20 protein-coding genes are annotated in these 23664 nt (G+C 63.9%); 13 read left to right on the top strand and 7 right to left on the bottom strand.

The window, feature by feature from the left end:
• Positions 1 to 210: 210 nt before the first annotated feature.
• A protein-coding gene (locus HU772_RS07825) for an IS3 family transposase (protein WP_437182400.1) occupies positions 211 to 1574 on the bottom strand; the annotation gives its coding sequence in 2 pieces (ribosomal slippage) (positions 211 to 1109 and positions 1109 to 1574; 1365 coding nt in all).
• A 213-nt stretch (positions 1575 to 1787) separates the two neighbouring features.
• Here HU772_RS07825 and HU772_RS07830 point away from each other — a divergent pair.
• A complete protein-coding gene (locus HU772_RS07830) occupies positions 1788 to 2009 on the top strand; it encodes a hypothetical protein (RefSeq protein WP_217858766.1) in 222 nt (73 codons plus the stop codon).
• Positions 2002 to 2895: a 1-aminocyclopropane-1-carboxylate deaminase/D-cysteine desulfhydrase gene (locus HU772_RS07835; protein WP_186662484.1), complete on the top strand. Its 894-nt coding sequence runs from the start codon at positions 2002 to 2004 to the stop codon at positions 2893 to 2895. Before HU772_RS07830 ends, HU772_RS07835 begins: the two co-directional genes overlap by 8 nt.
• Here the strand turns inward: HU772_RS07835 and HU772_RS07840 are convergent.
• A complete protein-coding gene (locus tag HU772_RS07840) occupies positions 2886 to 3431 on the bottom strand; it encodes a cytochrome b (RefSeq protein WP_186662485.1) in 546 nt (181 codons plus the stop codon). The genes HU772_RS07835 and HU772_RS07840 overlap by 10 nt on opposite strands.
• A 206-nt stretch (positions 3432 to 3637) precedes the next feature.
• Complete coding sequence (locus tag HU772_RS07845) at positions 3638 to 4624, bottom strand: DUF1853 family protein (protein WP_186662486.1); 987 nt, start codon at positions 4622 to 4624, stop codon at positions 3638 to 3640.
• Positions 4625 to 4668: 44 nt separating this feature from the next.
• Between HU772_RS07845 and HU772_RS07850 the strand changes: the two genes are divergently transcribed.
• From HU772_RS07850 to HU772_RS07900, 11 genes are all read left to right on the top strand, one after another.
• Positions 4669 to 5559, top strand: coding sequence for an NAD(+) kinase (locus tag HU772_RS07850; RefSeq protein WP_186662487.1), 891 nt, complete (start codon positions 4669 to 4671; stop codon positions 5557 to 5559).
• Complete coding sequence (locus tag HU772_RS07855; RefSeq protein ID WP_186662488.1) at positions 5559 to 6530, top strand: metallophosphoesterase; 972 nt, start codon at positions 5559 to 5561, stop codon at positions 6528 to 6530. The genes HU772_RS07850 and HU772_RS07855 overlap by 1 nt, the downstream gene beginning before the upstream one ends.
• Positions 6527 to 7405: a rhomboid family intramembrane serine protease gene (locus HU772_RS07860; RefSeq protein ID WP_186662489.1), complete on the top strand. Its 879-nt coding sequence runs from the start codon at positions 6527 to 6529 to the stop codon at positions 7403 to 7405. Before HU772_RS07855 ends, HU772_RS07860 begins: the two co-directional genes overlap by 4 nt.
• Before the next feature lie 158 nt (positions 7406 to 7563).
• Positions 7564 to 7824, top strand: a complete 261-nt coding sequence (locus HU772_RS07865; RefSeq protein WP_011532970.1) for a YeaC family protein — start codon at positions 7564 to 7566, stop codon at positions 7822 to 7824.
• On the top strand, positions 7821 to 8651 hold the full coding sequence (locus HU772_RS07870) for a DUF2797 domain-containing protein (protein ID WP_186662490.1): 831 nt from the start codon (positions 7821 to 7823) through the stop codon (positions 8649 to 8651). The genes HU772_RS07865 and HU772_RS07870 overlap by 4 nt, the downstream gene beginning before the upstream one ends.
• Positions 8652 to 8664: 13 nt before the next feature.
• A complete protein-coding gene (gene pepN / locus HU772_RS07875; protein WP_186662491.1) occupies positions 8665 to 11322 on the top strand; it encodes an aminopeptidase N in 2658 nt (885 codons plus the stop codon).
• 270 nt (positions 11323 to 11592) lie between these two features.
• Positions 11593 to 12609 (top strand): WD40/YVTN/BNR-like repeat-containing protein, encoded by a 1017-nt coding sequence (locus HU772_RS07880; protein ID WP_186662492.1) that lies wholly within the window; start codon positions 11593 to 11595, stop codon positions 12607 to 12609.
• Positions 12606 to 14999 (top strand): efflux RND transporter permease subunit, encoded by a 2394-nt coding sequence (locus HU772_RS07885; protein ID WP_186662493.1) that lies wholly within the window; start codon positions 12606 to 12608, stop codon positions 14997 to 14999. Before HU772_RS07880 ends, HU772_RS07885 begins: the two co-directional genes overlap by 4 nt.
• A 119-nt stretch (positions 15000 to 15118) precedes the next feature.
• A complete protein-coding gene (locus tag HU772_RS07890) occupies positions 15119 to 15385 on the top strand; it encodes a DUF5629 family protein (RefSeq protein WP_186662494.1) in 267 nt (88 codons plus the stop codon).
• On the top strand, positions 15375 to 16505 hold the full coding sequence (locus HU772_RS07895; protein ID WP_186662495.1) for a lactonase family protein: 1131 nt from the start codon (positions 15375 to 15377) through the stop codon (positions 16503 to 16505). The genes HU772_RS07890 and HU772_RS07895 overlap by 11 nt, the downstream gene beginning before the upstream one ends.
• 246 nt (positions 16506 to 16751) lie before the next feature.
• Positions 16752 to 16931: a hypothetical protein gene (locus tag HU772_RS07900; protein ID WP_186662496.1), complete on the top strand. Its 180-nt coding sequence runs from the start codon at positions 16752 to 16754 to the stop codon at positions 16929 to 16931.
• A 36-nt stretch (positions 16932 to 16967) separates the two neighbouring features.
• Here the strand turns inward: HU772_RS07900 and HU772_RS07905 are convergent, their stop codons facing one another.
• The 4 genes from HU772_RS07905 to HU772_RS07920 all read right to left on the bottom strand — a co-directional run bounded on the left by HU772_RS07905 (position 16968) and on the right by HU772_RS07920 (position 23413).
• Positions 16968 to 17681 (bottom strand): ribonuclease T2 family protein, encoded by a 714-nt coding sequence (locus HU772_RS07905; RefSeq protein WP_186662497.1) that lies wholly within the window; start codon positions 17679 to 17681, stop codon positions 16968 to 16970.
• Positions 17682 to 17943: 262 nt separating this feature from the next.
• Positions 17944 to 18537 carry a glutathione S-transferase gene (locus HU772_RS07910; RefSeq protein ID WP_186662498.1) on the bottom strand — a complete coding sequence of 198 codons (594 nt, stop codon included), beginning with the start codon at positions 18535 to 18537 and terminating at the stop codon, positions 17944 to 17946.
• Entirely contained in the window at positions 18534 to 22178 is a 3645-nt protein-coding gene (locus HU772_RS07915; RefSeq protein ID WP_186662499.1) for an AAA family ATPase, read from the bottom strand. Before HU772_RS07915 ends, HU772_RS07910 begins: the two co-directional genes overlap by 4 nt.
• Entirely contained in the window at positions 22175 to 23413 is a 1239-nt protein-coding gene (locus tag HU772_RS07920) for an exonuclease SbcCD subunit D C-terminal domain-containing protein (protein ID WP_186662500.1), read from the bottom strand. Before HU772_RS07920 ends, HU772_RS07915 begins: the two co-directional genes overlap by 4 nt.
• Between the last annotated feature and the right edge of the window lie 251 nt (positions 23414 to 23664).

The following is a 23664-nucleotide window of genomic DNA, read 5'->3' on the forward strand; positions in this document are numbered from 1 at the left end:
GCGGAAAGGTGACTATGCGTCGCCATCGCCAATGAATGAGCGTATAACTTTCAAGACCCACGCTCTGAAAGTCAAAGTCAAAGTCAAAGTCAAAGTCAAAGTCTATCGGCGTCGGTTTTTATAGTTGTAAGCGCATTCATTTACGATGCCGACGCATAGTCACCTTTTCGCCTTTACGTGAACTGACCCCCGAAAGTTGGACGGGGTACGCTATGGGTTCAGCGCTTGGGTCCGAAATTGTACCGGACTCAAGCCATTCAGTCTTAGACTTATACGCTCTTGGTTGTAGTAGGCGATGTAGTCCTCAAGGCCTGACGCCAGTTGTTCAACACTCTCAAACGATTGCAAATAGAAAAACTCGCTCTTGAGTGTGCCAAAGAAGCTTTCCATCGCGGCATTGTCCAGGCAGTTACCCTTACGCGACATACTCTGTTGTATTTTCTTTCTGCCCAGCATATGTCGATAAGCGGGCTGTCGGTATTGCCAGCCCTGATCGGAGTGCAATATCGGTTTGTCATCTGGGTTCAGCCGCTCGAAAGCTTGCTCCAACATCGCCGACACCATCTTGAACTCAGGGCGCGGATTGATCTGATAGGCAAGAATTTCGCCGTTGTACAGGTCCATCACAGGCGAAAGAAACAGCTTCTGCCCTTTCACCTTGAACTCTGTCACATCGGTTACCCATTTCTGATTAGGGGCTTCCGCCTTGAACTCACGCTTGAGCAGATCAGATGCAACAAGCCCTTCGGAACCTCGGTAGGAGCGATATTTCTTCACTTTTACCAGCGATTTCAGATCCATTAACTGCATCAACCGCTGCACCTTCTTGTGATTGATCACCTCGCCATGGCACCCAAGCACGGCGGTGATGCGGCGATAGCCGTACCGCCCCTTATGCCTGTGATAGACACTCTTGATGCGTTCTTTGAGGGCCGCATGCTTGTCGGCCACCAAGGCTTTGCTTTGGTAATAGAAGGTACTGCGTGCCAGCCCTGCAGCACGTAACAGCAGAGCCAGTCGATGTTCATGCCTCAATCCTTGGACAGCCTGCGCTTTCTTGGTTGCGCAGTGCGTGGATCCGCTTGGATCAAGGCATCGAGCTTTTTTAGATAGGCATTCTCCGCACGTAAATACTCCAGCTCTTCGAGCATTTGCTTAGGTGTCAACTCAGCATCTGCAGGCTTAGCAGGGCTTACGTTGGGTTGTTCTGATGCTTTGCGGGGCATACTGGATTCTCGGGCACGATGCGGGTGAAGTGCTTCTAGTCCGCCTTCATCGTACAACCTTTTCCATTGCCTGATGCTACTCGGGCCACGAATATCAAACTGTATGCAGGCTTGCTGGGCTGACAGTCCGTCTTGCTCGATGCACTGCAAAACCTTCAACTTGAACTGGGCGTCGTAGTGGCTGTACTTGGTAGCCAGACCTGCAGCACCGTGTTGCTCATAGCCCTTTATCCAACGGCGCAGCAGCGATGCACTCAGGCTATGCCTCAGTGCCACCTCATGAACACTCCGGGCAGAAAGACACTCCTCGATGAGTGCTTGCTTGAGCGCTAGGTCGTATTTCGTCATGGAACACCCTCCGCTTGGGGTCAGGCGTCCAACTTTCGGGGGTCAGTTCAACGGCGAGTCACTTTTTGTCAAACGCGACAAAAAGTAACCAAAAAACGCTGCGCTCCATTCATCCGGCCCTCCGCTTCGCTCCGGGTCCCCTCACTCCGGCCTTGCTCCCGGGAGGACCGCGCTGAACGCCCCATCCTGGGGCGCAGCGCTTGACGGGCATCCATGCCCGTCACCTCCCTCCGCAAGGCCTGCGTTCGGCCTCCTGAAGTCGCGAAGGTACGGGCGGCGCCTGGGCTGGTGCAGCTGTCGCGGGTTGGATTTGGCGCTAGCCTCTTGATCGGCAACGGCAACGGCAACGGCAACGGCAACGGCAACGGCAACGGCAACGGCGGAGGAGCGCTGCATGCCCCGCAGCGCAATCAGATAAACTCTTGCCATGTTTGAGTTTTCCCTGCCCCAAGCGCCCTTGCAACGCCTCGACCTGCCTTGGCTCCGCCGCGCCGGCATAGAAGGGGGCATCCTGCGTCTGGACCTGATCGACCCGCTGATCAGCGGAAACAAATGGTTCAAGCTGCGCCATCATCTGCTCGCCGCGCGCCAGGCAGGATCGCCGGGCTTGATCAGCCTCGGTGGCAACCACTCCAACCACCTTCACGCCCTGGCCGCAGCCGGCCAACGCTTTGGCTTCGCCACCGCCGGGCTGCTACGCGGCCACCCCCAGGACACGCCAACCGTGCGCGACCTCCAGGGCCTGGGCATGGAGCTGCACTGGCTCGGCTTCGGCGGTTACCGCGCGCGTCACCAGCCCGAATTCTGGTCGCCCTGGCAAGCCCGCTACCCAGGATGGCACTGCATCCCCGAAGGCGGCGGCGGCCCGGCAGGCGCGCAAGGCTGCGCCCAGATCGTCGCGCAATGCCAGGCACAGCTGGCCACGCTCGGCTGGGCCGACTACGACGCCTGGTGGCTGGCGGTCGGCACCGGCACCACCCTGGCGGGCCTGGTGCTGGCCGAGGCCGGGGCGCACCCGGTACATGGGGCATTGGCGGTGCCGCTGGACCATGGCGTGCCGGCCCTGGTGGCAGCACTTGCGGGCGAGTCCGGCTATGTGCTGCACGACGCTAGCCGCGGTGGCTTCGCCCATATCGACGCGACACTGCAGGCCTTCATCGACGAAACCGAGCGGCACACGGCGATACCGCTGGAGGCGCTGTACACCGGCAAGGCGCTCATGGCCCTGCGCGACCAGGTCGAGGCCGGGCGTTTTGCACCCGGCACCCGCCTGGTGGTCCTGCATACCGGCGGCCTGCAGGGGCGGCGCGGCTACTTGTAGGGCAGCATGCGCAGCAGCGTGTTGTCGCGACGCACATAGTGGTGATAAAGCCCAGCCACCGCGTGCAGGCCGATCAGCCAGTAGCCCCAGCTGCCAATGCGCTCATGCCAGCCCTTGATGAACTTGGCCAGGTCCTGGTCCGGCGCGACGATGGCCGGCAGCTCCAGGCCGAAGAATGGGATCGGTTTGTCGGCGGCGCTGAGCAGCGCCCAACCGGCCAGCGGCAGGCCGATCATCATCAGGTACAGCAGCACGTGCACCAGGTGCGACAGGCCGGTCTGCCAGGCCGGTGGCTTCGGCACGATCGGCGGGGTCGGACGCGACAGGCGCATGGCCAGGCGCAGCCAGACCAGCACGAATACGCTCAGGCCAAGCATGAAGTGCAGCTCTTTCATCAGGTCGCGCTCGGCGCTGCCCTTGGGGAACAGGCCGCGCAGCTCGATGCAGGCATAGACAGCCGCCAGCAGCACCAGCATCAGCCAGTGCAGGGCGATCGACAGCCGCGCATAGTGGGTCGCGGGATTGGATGAAACCATGGTCGGTCCTCGTCATCAGGTCGGAAAGGGCGCTCTTGCTGGCGCTCAGCTACTACTGTAATGGCAGTCGGCAATCGTTCCTTGCGCCAGGTCGGTGAAAATTGTGTTGTCTGATCCGGCCTCTTCGCGGGTAAACCCGCTCCCACAGCGATAGCGTTGACCTCAAGCCATGCGCTACACCCGCGAAGGGGGCGGGGCTGTCGACCTCAAAGCCCGGGCAAGTACGGCCAGCTGTCCGCCACCAGGAACAACCGCTCGGCTTCCTGCCAGGCGCCGTCGCCGTCCTGTTCCAGCCGCACCAACAATTGTGCGGGGGCGAACGTTTCCAGTCCGCTCAACCAACCGTCGAACTGGCTCAAGGGCCAGGCTTCCTCCACCCGGGCTGGCGCGAGCCATCCATGCCGGGGCAGTGGCTGCCAGCGTCCTGGCGGGCAGGTCGCGAGGTAATCCGTCCAATCTCGCCGATGCAGCCAGCGCCCGTGCAAATGCGCCGGATGGGCACCGGCAGGCGCCTCGGCATGCCCAGGCCAGGGATAGAACAGATAGCCGCCAAGCCACAGGTGGGCCTCGACCGCGGCGATCCCCAGCCCGTCCAGCGCGGTACGGCTATGGGGCTGGCCGGAGATCGTCAGTTGATGCCCGGTCAGGTGCGCCAGCTTGGTCCCGAGGCGATCGTGGCAACCGGGGCCGAGCCAGCGCATTGGGTCCTGCCCATCACCGGCAGGCGGGCCGAGGTAGAGCTTGATGGCCAGCTCCAGGTGATGGTCGCCTTCGCGGTCGCGCAGCAGGATGTCCAGCTCGCCCAGGGTGTGCCCGCCGTCGCGGATCGCCAGGTTGGCGGCCAGCAGCTCGACGCCCGGCGCCTGCTGCAGGGCGAACTGCCACAGGCTTTCGTAGTACAGGCCCAACCGCCGACTGTTCAGGCGTGCCAGCCAGCTCAGCAGTGGCGCGGGCTCCTGGTCGAGCGCCGCGAGCCAGTGGCCCAGGCGCTGCGGATCATCGGCCCAGGCGCTGCCCAGCAGCGGATGGCGCTGGGGGCCGCCGGCCTGCGCCAGCAGCGGTGGTGACAGGATCGCCCAGGCCAGGTCGCGCACGGCAGGGTGGCGCAGCTGGCGGGGCAGGGGCTGGAGATCGGCGAAGGGCATCATCCAGCGAGCATAGCCGGTTTGCCGCTGGCCAGTCCTTTCGCCCATAATCCCGCCATTGTCACACCGGCGCAGAGCCTTGCAGGAGCACCATGGAGCAATTTCGCAATATCGGTATCATCGGACGCCTTGGCAGCTCCCAGGTGCTCGACACCATTCGCCGGCTGAAAAAATTCCTCCTCGAGCGCCACCTGCACGTGATCCTCGAGGACACCATCGCCGAAGTGCTGCCCGGCCACGGCCTGCAGACCTCCACGCGCAAGCTGCTGGGCGAGGTCTGCGACCTGGTCATCGTGGTCGGCGGCGACGGTAGCCTGCTGGGCGCCGCCCGCGCCCTGGCCCGGCACAACATTCCGGTGCTGGGTATCAATCGCGGCAACCTGGGCTTTCTCACCGATATTCGCCCCGACGAGCTGGAACAGAAGGTCGCCGAAGTGCTCGACGGCCACTACCTGATGGAAAACCGCTTCCTGCTGCAGGCCGAGGTGCGCCGCCACAACGAGGCCATTGGCCAGGGCGATGCGCTCAATGACGTGGTGCTGCACCCGGGCAAGTCGACGCGGATGATCGAGTTCGAGATCTACATCGATGGCCAGTTCGTCTGCAGCCAGAAGGCCGACGGCCTGATCGTCGCCACGCCCACCGGCTCCACGGCCTATGCGCTGTCGGCCGGCGGCCCGATCATGCACCCCAAGCTCGACGCCATCGTCATCGTGCCGATGTACCCGCACACCCTGTCGGGCCGGCCGATCGTGGTCGACGGCAACAGCGAGCTGAAGATCGTCGTGTCCAAGGACCTGCAGATCTACCCGCAGGTTTCCTGTGACGGCCAGAACCACTTCACCTGCGCTCCCGGCGACACCATCACGGTGAGCAAGAAACCGCAGAAGCTGCGCCTGATCCACCCGCTGGACCACAACTACTATGAGGTCTGCCGCACCAAGCTCGGCTGGGGCAGCCGCCTGGGAGGCAGGGACGACTGATGTTCGATCCGGCGCGAAGTTTCGACATCATCGGTGACGTGCACGGCTGCGCACTGACCCTCGAGCGCCTGCTCGACACCCTCGGCTACAAGCGGATCGGCGGGGTCTGGCGCCACCCACGGCGCCAGGCGCTGTTCCTCGGCGATATCGTCGACCGCGGCCCGCGTATCCGTGAGGCGCTGCACATTGTCCATGACATGGTCGAGGCCGGGCAGGCGTTCTGCATCATGGGCAACCACGAATACAACGCCCTGGCCTGGGTCACCCCGGCGCTGCCCGGTAGTGGCAAGGCCTATGTGCGCGAGCACACCCCGCGGCACGCGCGGCTGATCGACGAAACCCTGACCCAGTTCGCCCAGCACCCCGGTGACTGGCATGATTTCATCCAGTGGTTCTACACCTTGCCGCTGTTCGTCGACGCCGGGCGTTTCCGCCTGGTGCACGCCTGCTGGGATCCGCAACTGATCGCGCCGCTGCGCCAGCAGTACTCCAGCGGCTGCATCGACGAACACTTCATCCAGGCCTCGGCGGTGTCCGGCAGCTTCGCCTCGACCGTATGCAACCGCCTGCTGCGCGGCACCGACATGCGCCTGCCGGACGGCCTGACCCTGACCGGCGGCGACGGCCTGACCCGGGCCTTCTTCCGCACCAAGTTCTGGGAAGAAGACCCGCAGACCTACGGCGACATCGTCTTCCAGCCCGACGCGCTGCCCGACGAGGTGGCCCGCACGCCGCTGAGCCACAGCCAGAAGAACGCCCTGTTGCGCTATGCCGAGGATGAGCCGCTGCTGTTCGTCGGCCACTACTGGCGCAGCGGCCGTCCGGCGCCAATCCGCGCCAACCTGGCCTGCCTGGACTACAGCGCGGTGCTGTATGGCAAGCTGGCGGCCTATCGGCTGGACGATGAAACCCGCATCGACCCACACAAGTTCGTCTGGGTCGATGTCGAACGCCCGCAGGCCAGCCAATGAACGTGATCGAAGTGTTGCGCCTGCCGTTGAATGTCGACCTCGCTGGCTTCGTCGCCTTGCTGCGCCGCCTGCAGGTGCCGCATCGGGTCGTGGAGGAGGGTGGGGAGCAGGTGCTCTGGGCGCCCCCGGCGATGGCCGACGACGTGCGCCAGCTGTACCAGCGCTTCCCCGATGGCAACGCCGACGTGGAGCTCCCCGTGGAAGCCGGCTTGCCGGAGAGCATCCCCACGACGCCTTCCCTGAAGGACCAGGCCCTGGCCTGCAAGGTCACTGCCACCGTCCTGCTGCTGAGCCTGGTGGTGGCCGGCCTGACCGGCCTGGGCGATAACCTCTCGACCATCGCCTGGTTCACCTTCCTGCCGTTCCAGGTGCAGGGGGATTACCTCTACTTCACCGCATTACCCCAGGCCCTTGGCGAAGGCCAATGGTGGCGCCTGGTGTCGCCGATGCTGCTGCACTTCGGCGTGCTGCACCTGGCGATGAACGGCTTGTGGTACTGGGAACTGGGCAAGCGCATCGAGTTGCGCCAGGGCCCGTGGATGCTGCTTGGGCTGACCTTACTGTTCAGCCTGGTGTCCAACCTGGCCCAGCATTTCACCAGCGGCCCGAGCCTGTTCGGTGGCCTGTCCGGGGTGCTCTACGGCTTGCTCGGGCATGTCTGGCTGTACCAGTGGCTGGCGCCCAATCCGCAGTTCAACCTGCCCAAGGGCGTGTTGGTGATGATGCTGATCTGGCTGCTGATCTGCCTGAGCGGCGTGGTTGGCCAACTGGGCTTCGGCCAGATCGCTAACGCCGCGCATGTCGGCGGGTTGCTCATCGGATGCCTGACCGGCCTCTTGGGTGGCGCGCTCACCAGGCGTAGACTGTCCGCCTGACTTAGGCTTTGGACGATAAGCACCTGCGCGACGACCATGCTGCGTTGAAAACAGGCTCGGAATGCTCATTTACAACACGTAAACTCCGCTTCCTAGCCTGTTTTCGCCGTGCCTGATCGCCGCGCAGGTACTTCTCGTCCAAACCCATTGGAGACCCCATGTCCACATTCGCGCAAATGATCGAAAACATCACCCCCGAGATCTACGAGAGCCTGAAAACGGCCGTGGAAATCGGCAAATGGTCCGACGGCCGCAAGCTGACCGCCGAGCAGAAGGAGCTGTCGCTGCAGGCGGTGATCGCCTGGGAAATGAAGAACCTCCCCGAAGAGCAGCGCACCGGTTACATGGGCCCGCAGGAATGCGCCTCGAAGTCCGCGCCAATCGCCAACATCCTGTTCAAGTCGGACTCGGTACATTGATCGAACTCGCTCGTGGCTCTTTGAGCAAGATGGCGGTGCGCCTGGACGCACCGGTCGTTCAATACAGTTTCCGCCTCGATGACACCGAGGTGCCGGTCAACCCATTGATCGGCCAGTCGATTCGCCTGGAGTACCTCGGCGCCATCCACTGCAGCCATTGCGGCAAGCGCACCAAGACCAGCTTCAGCCAGGGTTACTGCTACCCGTGCATGACCAAGCTGGCCCAGTGCGACGTGTGCATCATGGCCCCGGAAAAATGCCACTACGACGCCGGCACCTGCCGCGAGCCGTCGTGGGGCGAGCAATTCTGCATGACCGACCACGTGGTGTACCTGGCCAACTCGTCGGGCATCAAGGTTGGCATCACCCGCGCCACCCAGCTGCCCACCCGCTGGCTCGACCAGGGCGCCAGCCAGGCGCTGCCGATCATGCGCGTGGCCACCCGCCAGCAATCCGGGCTGGTCGAGGATGTGCTGCGCAGCCAAGTGCCGGACCGCACCAACTGGCGCGCGCTGCTCAAGGGCGACGCCGAGGCGCTCGACCTGCCGGCCATCCGTGAGCAGGTCTTCGACGCCTGCGCCGACGGCATCCGCGGCCTGCAGGAACGCTTCGGCCTGCAGGCGATCCAGCCGCTGCCCGATGCCGAGGTGGTGCAGATGCGCTACCCGGTCGAGACCTACCCGAAAAAGATCGTCAGCTTCAACCTCGACAAGGACCCGGTCGTGGAAGGCACGCTGCTGGGCATCAAGGGGCAGTACCTGATCTTCGACACCGGCGTGATCAACATTCGCAAGTACACGGCCTACCAACTGGCCGTGCTCCAGTAAAAGGATCGTCACCATGCGTACCGAACAACCGCAAGTGATCTACCTCAAGGACTATCAGGCCCCCGAGTACCTGATCGACGAGACGCACCTGACCTTCGAACTGTTCGAGGACCATAGCCTGGTGCATGCGCAGCTGGTCATGCGCCGCAACCCCGAGCGTGGCGCCGGCTTGCCGCCGCTGGTGCTCGATGGCCAGCAGTTGGAACTGTTGAGCGTGCAGCTGGACGACCAGGCGCTGGGCGCCAACGACTACCAGCTCGACGACGACAGCCTCACCGTGCAGCCGACGAGCGAGCACTTCACCCTCGACACCAGTGTGAAGATCCACCCAGAGAGCAACACCGCACTGGAAGGCCTGTACAAGTCCGGCAAGATGTTCTGCACCCAGTGCGAGGCCGAAGGCTTTCGCAAGATCACCTATTACCTCGACCGCCCGGATGTGATGAGTACCTTCACCACCACGGTGATTGCCGAACAGCACCGCTATCCAGTGCTGCTGTCCAATGGCAACCCGGTCGGCAGCGGTCCGGGCGAGGACGGCCGCCACTGGGCGACCTGGGAAGACCCGTTCAAGAAACCGGCCTACCTGTTCGCATTGGTGGCCGGTGACCTGTGGTGCGTCGAAAGCGAATTCACCCGCCAGTCTGGTCGTGACGTGACCCTGCGTATCTATGTCGAGGAAGAGAACCTCGACAAGTGCGACCACGCCATGGTCAGCCTGAAGAAGTCCATGCGCTGGGATGAAGAAGTCTATGGCCGCGAGTACGACCTGGACATCTTCATGATCGTCGCGGTCAACGACTTCAACATGGGCGCCATGGAAAACAAGGGCCTGAACATCTTCAACTCCAGCTGCGTGCTGGCCCGCGCCGAGACCGCCACCGACGCCGCCCACCAGCGAGTCGAAGGCGTGGTCGCCCACGAGTACTTCCACAACTGGTCGGGCAACCGCGTGACCTGCCGCGACTGGTTCCAGCTGTCGCTCAAGGAAGGCTTCACGGTGTACCGCGACGCCGCGTTCAGCGCCGACATGAACTCGCGCACGGTCAAGCGCATCGAGGACGTCGCCTACCTGCGCACCCACCAGTTCGCCGAGGACGCCGGCCCCATGGCCCACCCGGTGCGCCCGGCCAGCTTCATCGAGATCTCCAACTTCTACACCCTGACCGTGTACGAGAAGGGCGCCGAAGTGGTGGGGATGGTCCACACCCTGCTGGGCGACCAAGGCTTCCGCAAGGGCAGCGACCTGTACTTCGCGCGCCACGATGGCCAGGCGGTGACCACCGACGACTTCATCAAGGCCATGGAAGATGCCAACGGCGTCGACCTGACCCAGTTCAAGCGCTGGTACAGCCAGGCCGGCACGCCGCGCCTGGAGGTCAGCGAGCAGTTTGACGCCGGCGCGCAGACCTACAGCCTGACCTTCCGCCAGAGCTGCCCGGCGACGCCGGACCAGGTCGAGAAGCTGCCGTTCGTGATCCCGGTGGCGCTGGGCCTGCTCGATGCCCAGGGCAACGACCTGCCGCTGCGCCTGGTCGGTGAGGATGCGGCCGTTTGTACCAGCCGGGTGCTGTCGGTGACGGAGGCCGAGCAGACCTTCACCTTCCAGGGCATCACCGCCAAGCCGCTGCCATCGCTGCTGCGCGGCTTCAGCGCGCCGGTCAAACTGAGCTTCCCATACGACCGCGACCAGTTGATGTTCCTCATGCAGCACGACAGCGACGGCTTCAACCGTTGGGAAGCGGGGCAGCAGCTGTCGGTACAGGTGCTGCAGGAGCTGATTGGCCAGCACCAGCGTGGCGAAGCGCTCAAGCTCGACCAGCGCCTGATCACCGCGCTGGGCACCGTGCTCGGCAATGAGGCGCTGGACCCGGCCATGGTCGCCGAGATGCTTTCGCTGCCGGGCGAGGCTTACCTCACCGAGATCAGCCAGGTGGCCGATGTCGATGCGATCCACGCCGCTCGCGAGTTCGCCCGCCAGCAGATCGCCGAGCAGCTGTTCGACGCCCTGTGGGCACGCTACCAGGCCAACCGCGAAGTCTCGCGCAAGACCCCGTACGTGGCCTCGGCCGAGCACTTCGCCCGCCGCAGCCTGCAGAACATCGCATTGTCGTACCTGATGCTCAGCGGCAAGGCGCAGGTGCTGGAGGCGACCCTTGAGCAGTTCGACCAATGCGACAACATGACTGAGCGCCTGACCGCGCTGGCGGTGCTGGTCAATTCGTCGTTCGAGGCCGAGCGGGCCAAGGCCCTGGAAACCTTCGCCGAGCACTTCAAGGACAACCCGCTGGTCATGGACCAGTGGTTCAGCGTGCAGGCGGCCAGCGCGCTGCCAGGCGCTCTGGCGCGGGTCAAGGCGCTGATGCAGCACCCGGCGTTCACCCTGAAGAACCCGAACAAGGTACGTGCCTTGGTCGGCGCCTTCGCCGGGCAGAACCTGGTCAACTTCCACGCTACCGACGGTTCGGGGTATCGCTTCCTGGCGGACCTGGTGATCGAGCTCAACGCGCTCAACCCGCAGATCGCCTCGCGTCTGCTCGCGCCGCTGACCCGCTGGCGCAAGTATGACGATCAGCGCCAGGCGCTGATGAAGGGCGAACTGGAGCGGATTCTCGCTTCGGGGGCGTTGTCCAGCGATGTGTATGAGGTGGTGAGCAAAAGTCTCGCTTGAGACCCCTGGGGCTGCTGCGCAGCCCTTTCGCGACACAAGGCCGCTCCTACAGGGAAGTGCAATTCTCTGTAGGAGCGGCCTTGTGTCGCGAAAGGGTCGCGCAGCGGCCCCAATCATTTTCATGGTTAACAAAACATAACGTCCCGCTCGTTGTGTTCTGTCGGACAATCCCGATAGCATGGCCCGAAGCTATTCCAGGGCTCTGGAACAGGGTTTTCGCAGTACCTGGCAATAGATTGACCCACCACAAGAACACAACAGGGGGCAGTCATGAGAGAACGGATTACGCCACGTCGCACGCGGATGGCGGGTGCGATGCTGGCGCTGGTGCTGGGCATCGGCGCCGGCAACGTCGAAGCGGCGGTGGCCGCCGACGACTATTCGGTGGAGTCGGCCAAGGCCAGCCAAAGCCTGTTGATCGGTGCCACCCATGCCGGGCAGCGCCTGGTGGTGGTCGGTGATCGCGGCCATATCCTGTTCTCCGACGACCAGGGCAAGACCTGGACCCAGGCCCGGGTGCCCACCCGACAATTGCTCACCGCGGTGTTCTTCCTCGACGACAAGCGCGGCTGGGCCGTTGGCCATGACGCGCAGATCCTCGCCAGCAACGACGGCGGCGCGACCTGGAGCAAGCAGTTCGAAGACCTGTCCCGTGAAGCCCCCTTGCTCGACGTGCGTTTCCTCGACTCGCAGCACGGCTTTGCCGTGGGCGCCTACGGTGCCCTGCTCGAAACCCTCGATGGCGGCCAGCACTGGCAGGACGTCGCCGAGCGCCTGGACAACCCCGACCAACTGCACCTCAATGCCATCACCATGGTGAAGGACGCCGGCCTGTTCATCGTAGGCGAACAGGGCAGCATGTTCCGCTCCAGTGACAACGGCCAGAGCTGGTCGAAGGTCCAAGGCCCTTACGAGGGCTCGCTGTTCGGCGTGATCGGCACCGCCCAGCCCAACACCCTGTTGGCCTACGGCCTGCGCGGCAATTTGTTCCGCTCCAGCGACTTCGGCGACAGCTGGCAGCCGATCGAGCTCAGGGCCGAGCGCGGCCCGCTCGAATTCGGCCTGGCAAGCGCTACGCTTCTCGAAGACGGCAGCCTGGTGCTGGTCGGTAACGGCGGCAGCGTGCTGCGCAGCCATGACGACGGCCAGACCTTCAGTGTGCGCAACCGCGCCGACCGCATCGCCCTGGCCGGGGTCAGCGGCCTTGCCGGTGGCGGCCTGCTGCTGGTGGGGCAGGGCGGCGTGCACCTGGCAGCGGCCGACGGTGTAGAGGAGGTACGTCCATGACCAGCCGGGAGAGCTTCGACATGCAGCACAAGGACAAGGCCACCCTGCTGGAACGCCTGATCTTCAACAACCGCCCGGCAGTCATCGCCCTGTGCCTGCTGGTCAGTGTGTTCCTGTTCTGGCAGGCCACGCAGATCCGCCCGTCCACCAGTTTCGAAAAGATGATCCCGCTGCAGCACCCGTTCATCGAACAGATGATGGAGCACCGCAACGACCTGGCTAACCTCGGCAATACCGTGCGCGTCTCGGTGGAGGCGGTCAACGGCGATATCTTCGACAAGGCCTACATGGAAACCCTGCGCCAGATCCATGACGAGGTGTTCTACATTCCCGGCGTCGACCGCGCGGGGTTGAAGTCGCTGTGGAGCCCTAGCGTGCGCTGGAGCGAGGTTACCGAAGAGGGCTTCTCCGGTGGCGAGGTGATTCCCAACACCTACAACGGTTCCCAGGACAGCCTCGACACCTTGCGTGACAACGTGCTCAAGTCGGGCCAGGTGGGGCGCCTGGTGGCCAACAACTTCAAGTCGAGCATCATCGACATCCCGCTGCTGGAGAGCTACCCCGATCCGCAGGACCCGGGCCGGCAGGTCAAGCTCGACTACCAGCAGTTCTCGCACCAGCTCGAAGAGAAGATCCGCGACAAGTTCCAGGCGCAGAACCCCAACGTGAAGATCCACATCGTCGGCTTCGCCAAGAAAGTCGGCGACCTGATCGACGGCCTGGTGATGGTGGCGATGTTCTTCGGCGTGGCCCTGGTGATCACCTGGGCGCTGCTGTACTGGTTCACCTGGTGCATCCGCAGCACCATCTCCGTGCTCATCACCACGCTGGTGGCGGTGGTCTGGCAGCTGGGGCTGATGCATGCCGTGGGCTTCGGCCTCGACCCGTACTCGATGCTGGTGCCGTTCCTGATCTTCGCCATCGGCATCTCCCACGGGGTGCAGAAAATCAACGGCATCGCCTTGCAGTCCAGCGACGCCGACAACGCCCTGACCGCCGCGCGACGCACCTTCCGCCAGTTGTTCCTGCCCGGGATGATCGCCATCCTCGCCGATGCCGTGGGTTTCATCACCCTGCTGATCATCGATATCGGGGTGATCCGCGAGCTGGCGATCGGCGCCTCGATCGGTGTGGCGGTGATCGTCTTCACCAACCTGATCCTGCTGCCGGTGGCGATCAGCTACGTCGGCATCAGCCAGAAGGCCATCGCCCGCAGCAAGAAGGACGCGACCCGCGAACACCCGTTCTGGCGCCTGCTGTCCAACTTCGCCAGCGCCAAGGTGGCGCCGGTATCGGTGGTGCTGGCGCTGCTGGCCTTTGCCGGCGGCCTCTGGTACAGCCAGAACCTGAAGATCGGCGACCTCGACCAGGGCGCCCCGGAGCTGCGTCCGGATTCGCGCTACAACCAGGACAACAGCTTCATCATCAGCAACTACTCGACCAGTTCCGACGTGCTGGTGATCATGGTCAAGACCCCGGCCGAAAGCTGCTCGATCCACTCGACCATGGCGCCGATCGACGAGCTGATGTGGGCCATGGACAACACCCCGGGGGTGCAGTCGACCATCTCCCTGGTGACCGTGTCCAAGCAAGTGATCAAGGGCATGAACGAGGGCAGCCTGAAATGGGAAACCCTGTCGCGCAACCCGGACATCCTCAACAACTCCATCGCCCGCGCCGATGGCCTGTACAACGCCGACTGCTCGCTGGCGCCGGTGCTGGTGTTCCTCAACGACCACAAGGCCGAGACCCTCGAGCGGGTCACCGCCGCGGCCAAGGCTTTCGCCGACAGCCACAACAAGGAGGGCCTGCAGTTCCTCCTGGCGGCTGGTAACGCTGGCATCGAAGCGGCCACCAACGAGGTGATCAAGTCGGCCGAGCTGACCATCCTCATCCTCGTCTACCTGTGCGTGGCGGTGATGTGCATGATCACTTTCCGCTCCTTTGCCGCGACCCTGTGCATCGTTCTGCCGCTGGTGTTGACCTCGGTGCTGGGCAACGCGCTGATGGCGTTCATGGGCATTGGCGTGAAGGTCGCCACGCTGCCGGTGGTGGCACTGGGCGTGGGCATTGGCGTGGACTACGGCATCTACATCTACAGTCGCCTCGAGAGCTTCCTGCGCGCTGGCCTGCCGTTGCAGGAGGCCTACTACGAGACCCTGCGCTCGACCGGCAAGGCGGTGCTGTTCACCGGCCTGTGCCTGGCCATTGGCGTGTGCACCTGGATCTTCTCGGCGATCAAGTTCCAGGCCGACATGGGCCTGATGCTGACCTTCATGCTGCTGTGGAACATGTTCGGCGCGCTGTGGCTGTTGCCGGCGCTGGCGCGGTTCCTGATCAAGCCGGGCAAGCTGGCGGGCAAGGAGGGCGGCTCGATCTTTGCCCATTGATCGTGTGGGAGCGGGTTTGCCCGCGAATGCGATGGTGCGCACACCGACGCATTCGCGGGTAAACCCGCTCCCACCGCGTATACTGTCGGCTCATTTTTCTATTGGTATGCTCGCGCCCCATGACCACCCTCGCCACCGCCCTCGCAGCCTGCGACATGCTGCTGATCGACGGCCTGCACGCTTTCGATTTCACCTTCGACGAATCCGGTCTGACCATCGAATGCATGGACGGTCGCCAGCTGCGCCGCTGGGTCTTCAGCGCCGATCAGGTGGCCGCCGCCAGCGGTGCGGGCGACGACTGGAGCCTCAGCGATGGCGAGGGCGAGCATCGTCTAGTCTGTATGAGTGCTTTCCGTGCCCCGGATGAAGAAGACGATGAAGAGTAAATGGACATGCCTGCTGAGTGCTGGCCTCATCGCCCTGTCGCTTGAGACCCAGGCTGCCACCTTGCTGGTGGGCAGCTACACCGATGGCGGCAGCGAAGGGATCTACCGCTACGACTTCAATAGCCGCACCGGGCAGATCGACGCCACGCCCCGGCAGGTGGTCAAAAGCGTCAGTCCCTCGTGGCTGGTGCTGTCGGCCGACCAGCGCCTGCTGTTCGCGGTCAATGAAACGCCCAAAGGCCACGTCAGTAGTTTTTCGCTCGGCAAGCAGGGCGAGATCAAGCCGTTGAACCAAGTGCCAAGCCTGGGTGACGAACCGACCCATGCCAGTCTCAGCCATGACCAGCGCTATCTGTTCGTGGCCAACTACGCGGTGGCCGCCGACCCGGGTGGCAGCCTGGTGGTGGTTCCCGTGGCCAAGGACGGCAAGCTCAAGCCGGTGGTGCAGCAGGCCCGGCACACGCCGAGCAAGGTCAACCCCGAGCGCCAGGCCGGCGCCCACGTGCATTCGCTGGTGTTGTCACCCGATGGGCGTCATCTGTATGCCAGCGACCTGGGCGCCGACAAGGTGTTCATCTACCGCTATGACGGGGCCAGCCCCGAGCATCCGCTGAGCCCGGCGATACCGCCGTCGGTAGACCTGCCGCCGGGCAGCGGCCCGCGCCACCTGTTGTTCGACGCCAAGGGCCGGCACGCTTATCTGACCCTGGAGATGAGTGCCGAGGTGGTGGTGTTCGATGTGCAAGGCGCTGCCTTGAGCGAGCGCCAGCGCTTGCCGCTGACCGAGAATAAGGACGCTGCGGCGAAAGCGGCGGGCGGCCTGCACCTGTCGGCCGACGGTCGCTTCCTGTATGTCAGCAACCGCGGGACCGCCAATGAGATCGTGGTGTATGCCGTGGGCAAGGACGACGGCCAGCTGACCTTGCTGCAGCGTCGTTCGGTGGAAGGCGACCATCCTCGGGAGTTCGCGCTCGACCCCGATGGCAACTACCTGCTGGTGGCCAACCAGAAGAGCAACCAGATCGTGGTACTGAGCCGCGACCCGCGCAAGGGTACCCTGGGCGACACGGTGCAGAAGCTCGAACAGCCAGCGCCTTCGGACCTGAAGTTTATGGAATGAGCCTGCGCTTGCCCTGTAGGAGCAACTGTCTTGCTCAACTGCTAAAGCTAGCGCGATCCCTGTGGGAGCGGGCTTGCCCCGCGAACACGGGCGAAGCCCGTGCCACCCTGCGCGCGGGCCATTATCGATCGGCGTGATAATCGCTACTGCTGCAATGAATTTCAGTGCTCGAGTCCATCGGCGTAAGTTTTGATCCAAGGCCCCGACGGGGCAATGTCAAAACCACTGATGTCGAGGTCCGCCCACATGAACTTCAATCTCTTCCCGGTCATTGCCGCTTCCGCCATCTCAGCTTCCGTCGTGCTGCCGGCCCACGCCCAGGTCCAGGTCAGCGCGAACAAATCGTCGATCCAGACCTACACCCAGAAGTACCTGCAACAGAGCGCCAACTTCTATGCGGCGCTGGACCACAAGGCCCAGCACTGAGCCCACTTGACCGGGGGCCTGGTTCAACTCCGGGGTTTAGGCACCGGTAGGAATCCAGGTCTCCTGTTCTTGGCATTGAATGCCAATCTGCAGGTTGCGTTCATCCAGGTAGGGATGGCCATCCTTATCGATCAGGTAGAACACCTCGTGCAGGTATTGCTCGCCGTTGGCTCGGTAGCAACGGAATGCCGTGTTGTCTGGAAAGGTCTTCCTGATCTCGGAAAATAGGGTCTTTTTGCCAATCAGGCCCTTGAAACTGTCCTCATCTTCAAACTTCTTCACACCAGCAAGCACGACCATGTCCTGGAAGTAGGCCCGCATTGTCTTGCCAGAGCAGGTCCCGTGCTTGCGCCATTCATGGTCGAACATGCCTTCTGGGTCTTTGGTGACCAGTGCTCGCAGCGGTTTGTTGTCCAGCACGGCCTTCATTTCCTCTGCCGGCATCGTGCAAACATCGTTTCTACAGGACGGAGAGCTGGTGCAGTTCTGCGGGTGCCGATTGGTCTTGTCACCTTCGGACTTGCTGTACGGCCATAAGCCGTGGCTCAGTAGCGCTTTGGGCGGTTGCTCGCAGCCTGGGGTCTTAGGTTTCATGATGCAGAAGGTCGGTTGCCAGGTGAACGAGTAGACCAGGAAGTCTGTGTTGAACTCCTCCTGCGAGGGGCCGGCAGCTTCGTTGGCATCCAATCCCCATACGTTGCCGATGCAGACCAGCAGCAGTGCCCCGAATAGCTTCTTGCGCATTGTCATGACCATGTCCCTTGGCGGTGGGTGGCCGCAGCGAGCGCCGCAGCCCATGGCTCACTAATACCGTTGTGGAGCCTTTGCGACCACTGGCAAAAATGCCAGGTAGGACGATTCCAATGTAAAGACCGTGGTGATATCACATGGCCATGTGATTTAATTTGACGCTAATTTTTTGACTCGCCAAAGGGGCAGAGCATGATGTGGCGTATCACGGCGGTTGTGTTGTTGCTGATGTCCGCGCCGATCCTGGCGCTGTGACAGCGTTTCATTTGGCCATGACGCTTTTGAACAGGGCTGAATCCAGCCACCCTTGCAGCCAGCTTCGCAGTCGCGGATAAGCCGCCTCGGCGAACCATTCGGGTTCGACACCGGCAAACTGGCGCATCAACGGCAGCACTGCGGCGTCGGCCAGACTTGGGTGATCGGCAAACAGGAATGCTCGGTCCGTTAGCAGGCTTTCCAGCTCGGCCAGCCAGGCTTGGGCCTGTTGCCGGTAGTCCGACCGAGAATATTCGGGGTAGCGCTCGGCATACTTGTACAGGTTCACCTGTGCCTTGAAGGTGCTGTCGTTGCGCGCGATCAGCGCGTCGGCCTGGCGCGCGGCAACCGGGCTGGCCAGCAGGCGCCAGTCATCGGGGTCATGCTGGTCGAGCGCCCAGCGCATGATGTCCAGGCTTTCCTCCAGCACCCTGTCTCCGCTATCGAGCACTGGCACCGTGCCCTTGGGCGACAGTGCCAGCAGTTCGGCGGGCTTTTCCTTCATCTTCACCTCGACCACCTGCACCTCGCACCCGGCATAGCGCAGGGCCAGGCGCGCGCGCATGGCCCAGGGGCAGCGGCGGAACGAGTAGAGGATCACCCGCACACCTCGACATCGCTCAGGCCGTTGCCCTGGCGGCGCACCTGGATCTGCACCGGGATGCGTTCGTGCATCTCTTGTACATGGGAGATCACCGCCACCTTGCGCCCTTGGGCCTGCAGGCCGTCGAGGGCGTCCATGGCCAGTTGCAGCGACTCGGGGTCGAGGCTGCCGAAGCCTTCGTCGATGAACAGCGATTCGATACGCAAGGTGCTGGAGGCCATCGACGCCAGGCCCAAGGCCAGGGCCAGGGAAACCAGGAAGGTCTCGCCACCCGACAGCGAGTGCACCGAGCGCAGTTCGTCACCCATCTCGGTGTCCAGCACCAGCAGGCCAAGGGCGCTGCCGCCACGCTTGAGGCGATAGCGCCGGGCCAGCTGGCGCAGCTGGCTGTTGGCGTGGTGCAGCAGCAGGTCGAGGTTGTAGCCCTGGGCGATCTTGCGGAACACATCGCCCGAGGCGGAGCCGATCAGCGCATTCAGGCGCGCCCAGCGTTGCCATTGCTGATAGGCCTGGGCGATCTGCTCGGCCAGGGCCTGGCTCGCCTGTTGTCGGCGCTGGTCGTCGGCCTGGCGGGCGCGCAGCTCGGCGCAGTGTTGCTCTTGCGTGGTCAATTGCTGCTGGAGCTCGGCGAGGGCTTGCTCCAGGGCCTCCACCGGCAGTTCGCCATGGGCCTGGGCGGCATGCTGGTGCAGGCGTTGTTCACGCTCCTGGACCAGCACACGACCTTGCTCGACGGTTTTTTCCGCGCTCTGCAAGCGTTGGCGCAGTTCACCGAGCTGGGCATCGTCGATGGCCAGCAGGCGGTCGAGGCCGGCGTCATCCAGTTCAGGGTGTTCACCGCGCCATTGCGCGATTTCACCCTGCAATTGCTGGTGCTCCTGCTCCAGGGCCTGCTGGCGTTGCTGGTTGGCCTTGAGTTCGCCGGCCAGTTGCACGCCCTGGGTGTGCAGCGCTTGCAATTGCTGGGCGGTCTGCGCCTCGGTGGCGCGGGCCTGGTCCAGTTGTGTGTCCATATGCTGCTGCCAGGCTTCGGCACTGGGCTGTTCACCGAGCAGTTCGCCCAGGGTGGCATGGGCTTGCTGGCGTTGCGTATCCAGCCCGCTGAGCTTTTGCTGAGCTTGCTGTTGAGCTTGCAGGCGCATGGTTTGCTGGTCGTGCAGCTTGTCCAGCTGTACCTGGCGGGCCTGTTGTTCTTCCAGTTCGTCCTTGCGCAGGTCGAGTTGCTGGCGACGCTGGGCGATCTGCTGGTCGAGGCCGAGGAAGGCGTTGGCCGGATCGTCGCGCAGGGCCTGGAGGATTTCCGCGGGTAGCACGCTGGCCAGGTCGTCGAGGCCCTGCTGCACCTGCTGGGTGTCGGCGGCCAGGGCTTGGTGTTGCTGGTCTAGGTGACGCTGGGCCTGTTGTTGGGCGTCAGCGGCGGCCTGTAATTGCTGGGTGAGGCGGGTGGCGTCCTGTTGCAGGGCCAGTAGTGTGCCCTGGCGTTTCTCGTCGCGGTCGATTTCTTCGCCAAGGCGGCGCAGCTGGCCATCGAGCCATTTGCCGCGGGCAGCGTCATTCTGCGCTGCGAGCGCCGGCCACAGGGCATGGGCCTGGGCCTGCTCGAGCACGGGTTGCAACTGTTCGTCCAACTGCTGCTGTTGTTGTTGGTAGTCCTTGAGCTGGGCATTGATCACGCCCAGCTGGGTGCGCAGCTCCACCAGCGTGCCATTGAGCTGTTCGACTTGCTTGTGCGCCGCGTCCTCCTCGGCTTGGTCGTGGCGGCCAAGGCTTTGCAGCAGTGCCTCGGGCTGATGGAACGGGTGTTCGGCGCTGCCGCACACCGGGCAGGGCTCGCCATCGCGCAGTTGGGCGCGCAGTTCCTCGACACTGGTGTTGCGCGCTAGGCGCTGGCGTTCAAGCAATTGGCGGGTGAGGGTCAGCGCCTGTTCGGCGCTTTCCAGTTCGGCCTTGGCCGCGGTGCCTTCGCTGATCAGTCGTTGGCGCTGTTGCATGGCCTGTTGCTGGCGCTCGCGCAGGGTATCCAGGGCCAGGCGCAGTTCCTGCGCGCGGCCATGCAGGCGGGCCAGTTCCTCGACTGCGCGCTGCTGCTTGCGGTTGTCCTGCAGCATGGCGCCCAGCAGGCCGATTTGCTCGGCCAGCGCCTGGGGTTCGGCCCCGGCTTCGCGGAACAGCAGTTCGAACTGCTCGCGTTGCGCCTGCAATTGGGCATTGGCCTGGCTGGCCTGGGCCTGCAAGCCGGGCAGTTCCTCGCGGCCCTTGGCCAGGCGGCCGCCAATCAGCATCACTTGCTTGAGCTGCGGCAGGTAGGCCTGCCAGGCATCGGCCAGGCTGCCCAGGTGCTGGCTTTCGGCCAGGGCACTGTCGATCTGGGCCAGTTGCTGCAAGGTGCGTTGCTGGTTGTCTTGCAGCTGCTGCAGTTGCTGCTGGACTTCGTTGTTTTCCCGTTCGGCCACGGCGCAGGCTTCGCGCTGCTCGGCAAGCTCCTTGTCGAGGCGTGCGAGGTCGCCTTGGGCCGCGAAGGCCTGACGCAGGCGTGGGGCGTTCTCGCCGTGCAGGCTCTGGCTGTGGGCCAGGTGTGCGCGGGCGACTTCCAGCGCCTGCTGCAGCTCGGTGGTTTGTTCCTGCAGTTGCGCTTGCTGGTGCTGTTGTCGGTCGATGTCCGCCAACACGGGGAGGCGTTGCGCGGCCAATTGCTGCTGACGGTGGAACTGGTGGCGCTGGGGGGCCAGGCGCTCCAGGCGTTGCAGGTCGATACGCTGCTCGGCCAGTTGCTGCCACTCGTGCTCCGCGCTTTGCAGGGCCGTGCCAGCCTCGCGGTGCTGGGCTTGCAGGCGCTGCTGTTCCTCGAACCAGGTGCGCTGCTGTTCCAGCTGGCGCTGGCGCGCCTGGTCGGCCTTGAACTGCTGCTGGGCCTGCTCCAGTTCCTGGTCGAGGGCGGCGCGGGCTTCGGCCGCCATCGGCAACAGGTGCTCGGCCTGTTTCTTCAGGTCGTTGTGAGCCTCGCCGGTCTCGCGCGCCTTGCTGAACGCGCGCTGGCCCAGGCGGGTGTAGATCGCCGTATTGGTGAGCTTTTCCAGCAGCTCGCTGCGTTCTTTGTCGTCGGCCTTGAGGAAGGCGCCGAATTCGCTCTGGGCCAGCATCACGGCACGGGTGAACTGCTCGAAGTTCAGGCCCAGCCGGGCCTCGACCAGTTGCTTGTATTCGTTCTTGCCGCTGCCCAGCAGTTGTTCGCCGTCCAGGTCGTAGAGGCTCTGGCGGCTGTGCTGCAGTTTGCCGTTGGCCTTCTCGCGGGCACGGTTGGCCTCCCAGCGAGCGCGGTAGCGACGGCCATCGATGCCGACGAAGTCCACTTCGGCAAAACCACTGCCCGTACCCCGGCGCAACAGGTTGCGCGGGTCGGAGGTGGGGATGTCACCGTCGGCGTCGGGCACCTTGGCTTCCCGACCTATGTCATTGAGCCGTGGCACGCTGCCGAACAGGGCCAGGCACAGGGCGTCGAGCAGGGTGCTCTTGCCGGCGCCGGTAGGCCCGGTGATGGCGAACAGGCCGGCGCTGGCCAACGGCTCGGCGGTGAAATCGATGTCGATGGGGCCGGCGAGGGAGGCCAGGTTCTTCAGGCGGATGGCGAGAATCTTCATGGCTGTTCCTCTTCGTGCAGCACGTCTTGCAGCAGCTCGGCGAAGTCGGCCAGGGCCTGTTCGTCGGCGGGGTTGCCGTAGGCCTGTTCCCAGGCCCGGCCAAACAGGTCCTGCGGGGTCATCTGGGCCAGTTCGACGAACACTTGCTCATCGTCCTCCTGGCGCCCGCCGCCGGCATATTCGGCACTGATGCGCACCAGGCGCACGGCTTTGCCCTGCAAGGCGGTCTCGATCTGCTGGCGCAGGTCGGGTTGCGGTTCGTCCAGGCGTACCCGCACCTCCAGCCAGGGTTGGCGATTAGGGTCTTCGAGCAGGTCGATCACCGGCAACTGCGTCAGTTGTTCGAGCAGTTCGCCCAGCGGCGCCGGGCCGACCCGTTGCAAGGCCACGGCGCGCGGCACCAGGCGTGCCTCGACGCTGACCAGCTCACTGCCGTCCAGTTCCACTTCCAGCACCTGGTGCGGGTAGTTGATCTCGGCGAACGACAGCGGGATCGGCGCGCCGCTGTAGCGGATGCGTTCCTCGCGATTGACCTTCTGCGGCTTGTGCAGGTGGCCGAGGGCGACGTAGCTGATGGCCTTGTCGAACAGTCGTGCCGGCAGCGCCTCGGCATTGCCGATGATCAGGCTGCGTTCGGAATCCTCCGAGATGCTGCCGCCGGCCATGTGCGCATGGCTGATGGCGACCAGCGCCTGGTCTTTCTTGCGGACCTTCTGCGCGGCGGCGGTCAGTTGCTCGTGAACCTGGGTGATGCCCTTGAGGTAGTCGTCGCCCAGGGCCGGGCCGGTGACCTCGGCCGGCCGCAGGAACGGCAGGGCCAGGCACCAGGCGCACACTTTGCCGCGGGCGTTGGTCAGGGGGATCAGCAGGCTCTGGGCGTCCAGTTGCCCTTCGTCGAGCCAGTGCACCCGGCCCAGGGCGTGGGTGCGCAGGCGGCGCATCAGAGGCGCCGGCAGCTCGATGCGCGAGCCGGAGTCATGGTTGCCGGCGATCATCACGATATCCAGCTTGGGCTGTTGCTCGTGGGCCTGGACGATGAAGTCGTAGAGGCGTTCCTGGGCTTTGACCGGCGGATTGACGGTGTCGAAGATATCGCCGGCGATCAGCAGGGCATCGGGCTGGCGCAGGCGCAACTGGCCGAGCAGCCAGTCGAGGAAGCAGGCGTGTTCGAAATCGCGTTCCTGGCCGTGAAGGCTTTGGCCCAGGTGCCAGTCGGAGGTGTGAAACAGACGCATGGTTGACCTGTGGTTTGTCGGATCAGGCAAGCCGTCGCTTGTCGTGAATGGGCTCTCGGAAGGGCGCGTATGGTAACCCAAGTCGGCCTTGGGCATCGGCGTCGACATGGCCGCTTGTTGGATAATCCCGTGAATGATTAAATATTTTGAAACAAGGATGTTTCATGAAACCCCGCATCGCGCCCGCGTCATCCCCATTCGCATCGTCGTCCCGGACACCGTCGTCCGTGGCGCGCCTGCGCGTGGGCCAA

The sequence above is a fragment of the Pseudomonas xantholysinigenes genome (assembly GCF_014268885.2).
Classification (GTDB): Bacteria; Pseudomonadota; Gammaproteobacteria; order Pseudomonadales; family Pseudomonadaceae; genus Aquipseudomonas; species Aquipseudomonas xantholysinigenes.

Excerpts from the sequence above, each read along its gene's own strand:
- HU772_RS07855 (WP_186662488.1), top strand. The coding sequence starts at position 5,559 with ATGTTCGATCCGGCGCGAAGTTTCGACATCATCGGTGACGTGCACGGC.
- HU772_RS07895 (WP_186662495.1), top strand. The coding sequence starts at position 15,375 with ATGAAGAGTAAATGGACATGCCTGCTGAGTGCTGGCCTCATCGCCCTG.
- HU772_RS07845 (WP_186662486.1), bottom strand. The coding sequence starts at position 4,624 with ATGGGCGAAAGGACTGGCCAGCGGCAAACCGGCTATGCTCGCTGGATG.
- HU772_RS07905 (WP_186662497.1), bottom strand. The coding sequence starts at position 17,681 with ATGACAATGCGCAAGAAGCTATTCGGGGCACTGCTGCTGGTCTGCATC.
- HU772_RS07885 (WP_186662493.1), top strand. The coding sequence starts at position 12,606 with ATGACCAGCCGGGAGAGCTTCGACATGCAGCACAAGGACAAGGCCACC.
- HU772_RS07840 (WP_186662485.1), bottom strand. The coding sequence starts at position 3,431 with ATGGTTTCATCCAATCCCGCGACCCACTATGCGCGGCTGTCGATCGCC.
- HU772_RS07920 (WP_186662500.1), bottom strand. The coding sequence starts at position 23,413 with ATGCGTCTGTTTCACACCTCCGACTGGCACCTGGGCCAAAGCCTTCAC.
- HU772_RS07860 (WP_186662489.1), top strand. The coding sequence starts at position 6,527 with ATGAACGTGATCGAAGTGTTGCGCCTGCCGTTGAATGTCGACCTCGCT.
- HU772_RS07865 (WP_011532970.1), top strand. The coding sequence starts at position 7,564 with ATGTCCACATTCGCGCAAATGATCGAAAACATCACCCCCGAGATCTAC.
- HU772_RS07880 (WP_186662492.1), top strand. The coding sequence starts at position 11,593 with ATGAGAGAACGGATTACGCCACGTCGCACGCGGATGGCGGGTGCGATG.
- HU772_RS07915 (WP_186662499.1), bottom strand. The coding sequence starts at position 22,178 with ATGAAGATTCTCGCCATCCGCCTGAAGAACCTGGCCTCCCTCGCCGGC.
- HU772_RS07850 (WP_186662487.1), top strand. The coding sequence starts at position 4,669 with ATGGAGCAATTTCGCAATATCGGTATCATCGGACGCCTTGGCAGCTCC.
- HU772_RS07900 (WP_186662496.1), top strand. The coding sequence starts at position 16,752 with ATGAACTTCAATCTCTTCCCGGTCATTGCCGCTTCCGCCATCTCAGCT.
- HU772_RS07830 (WP_217858766.1), top strand. The coding sequence starts at position 1,788 with ATGCCCGTCACCTCCCTCCGCAAGGCCTGCGTTCGGCCTCCTGAAGTC.
- HU772_RS07890 (WP_186662494.1), top strand. The coding sequence starts at position 15,119 with ATGACCACCCTCGCCACCGCCCTCGCAGCCTGCGACATGCTGCTGATC.
- HU772_RS07835 (WP_186662484.1), top strand. The coding sequence starts at position 2,002 with ATGTTTGAGTTTTCCCTGCCCCAAGCGCCCTTGCAACGCCTCGACCTG.
- pepN (WP_186662491.1), top strand. The coding sequence starts at position 8,665 with ATGCGTACCGAACAACCGCAAGTGATCTACCTCAAGGACTATCAGGCC.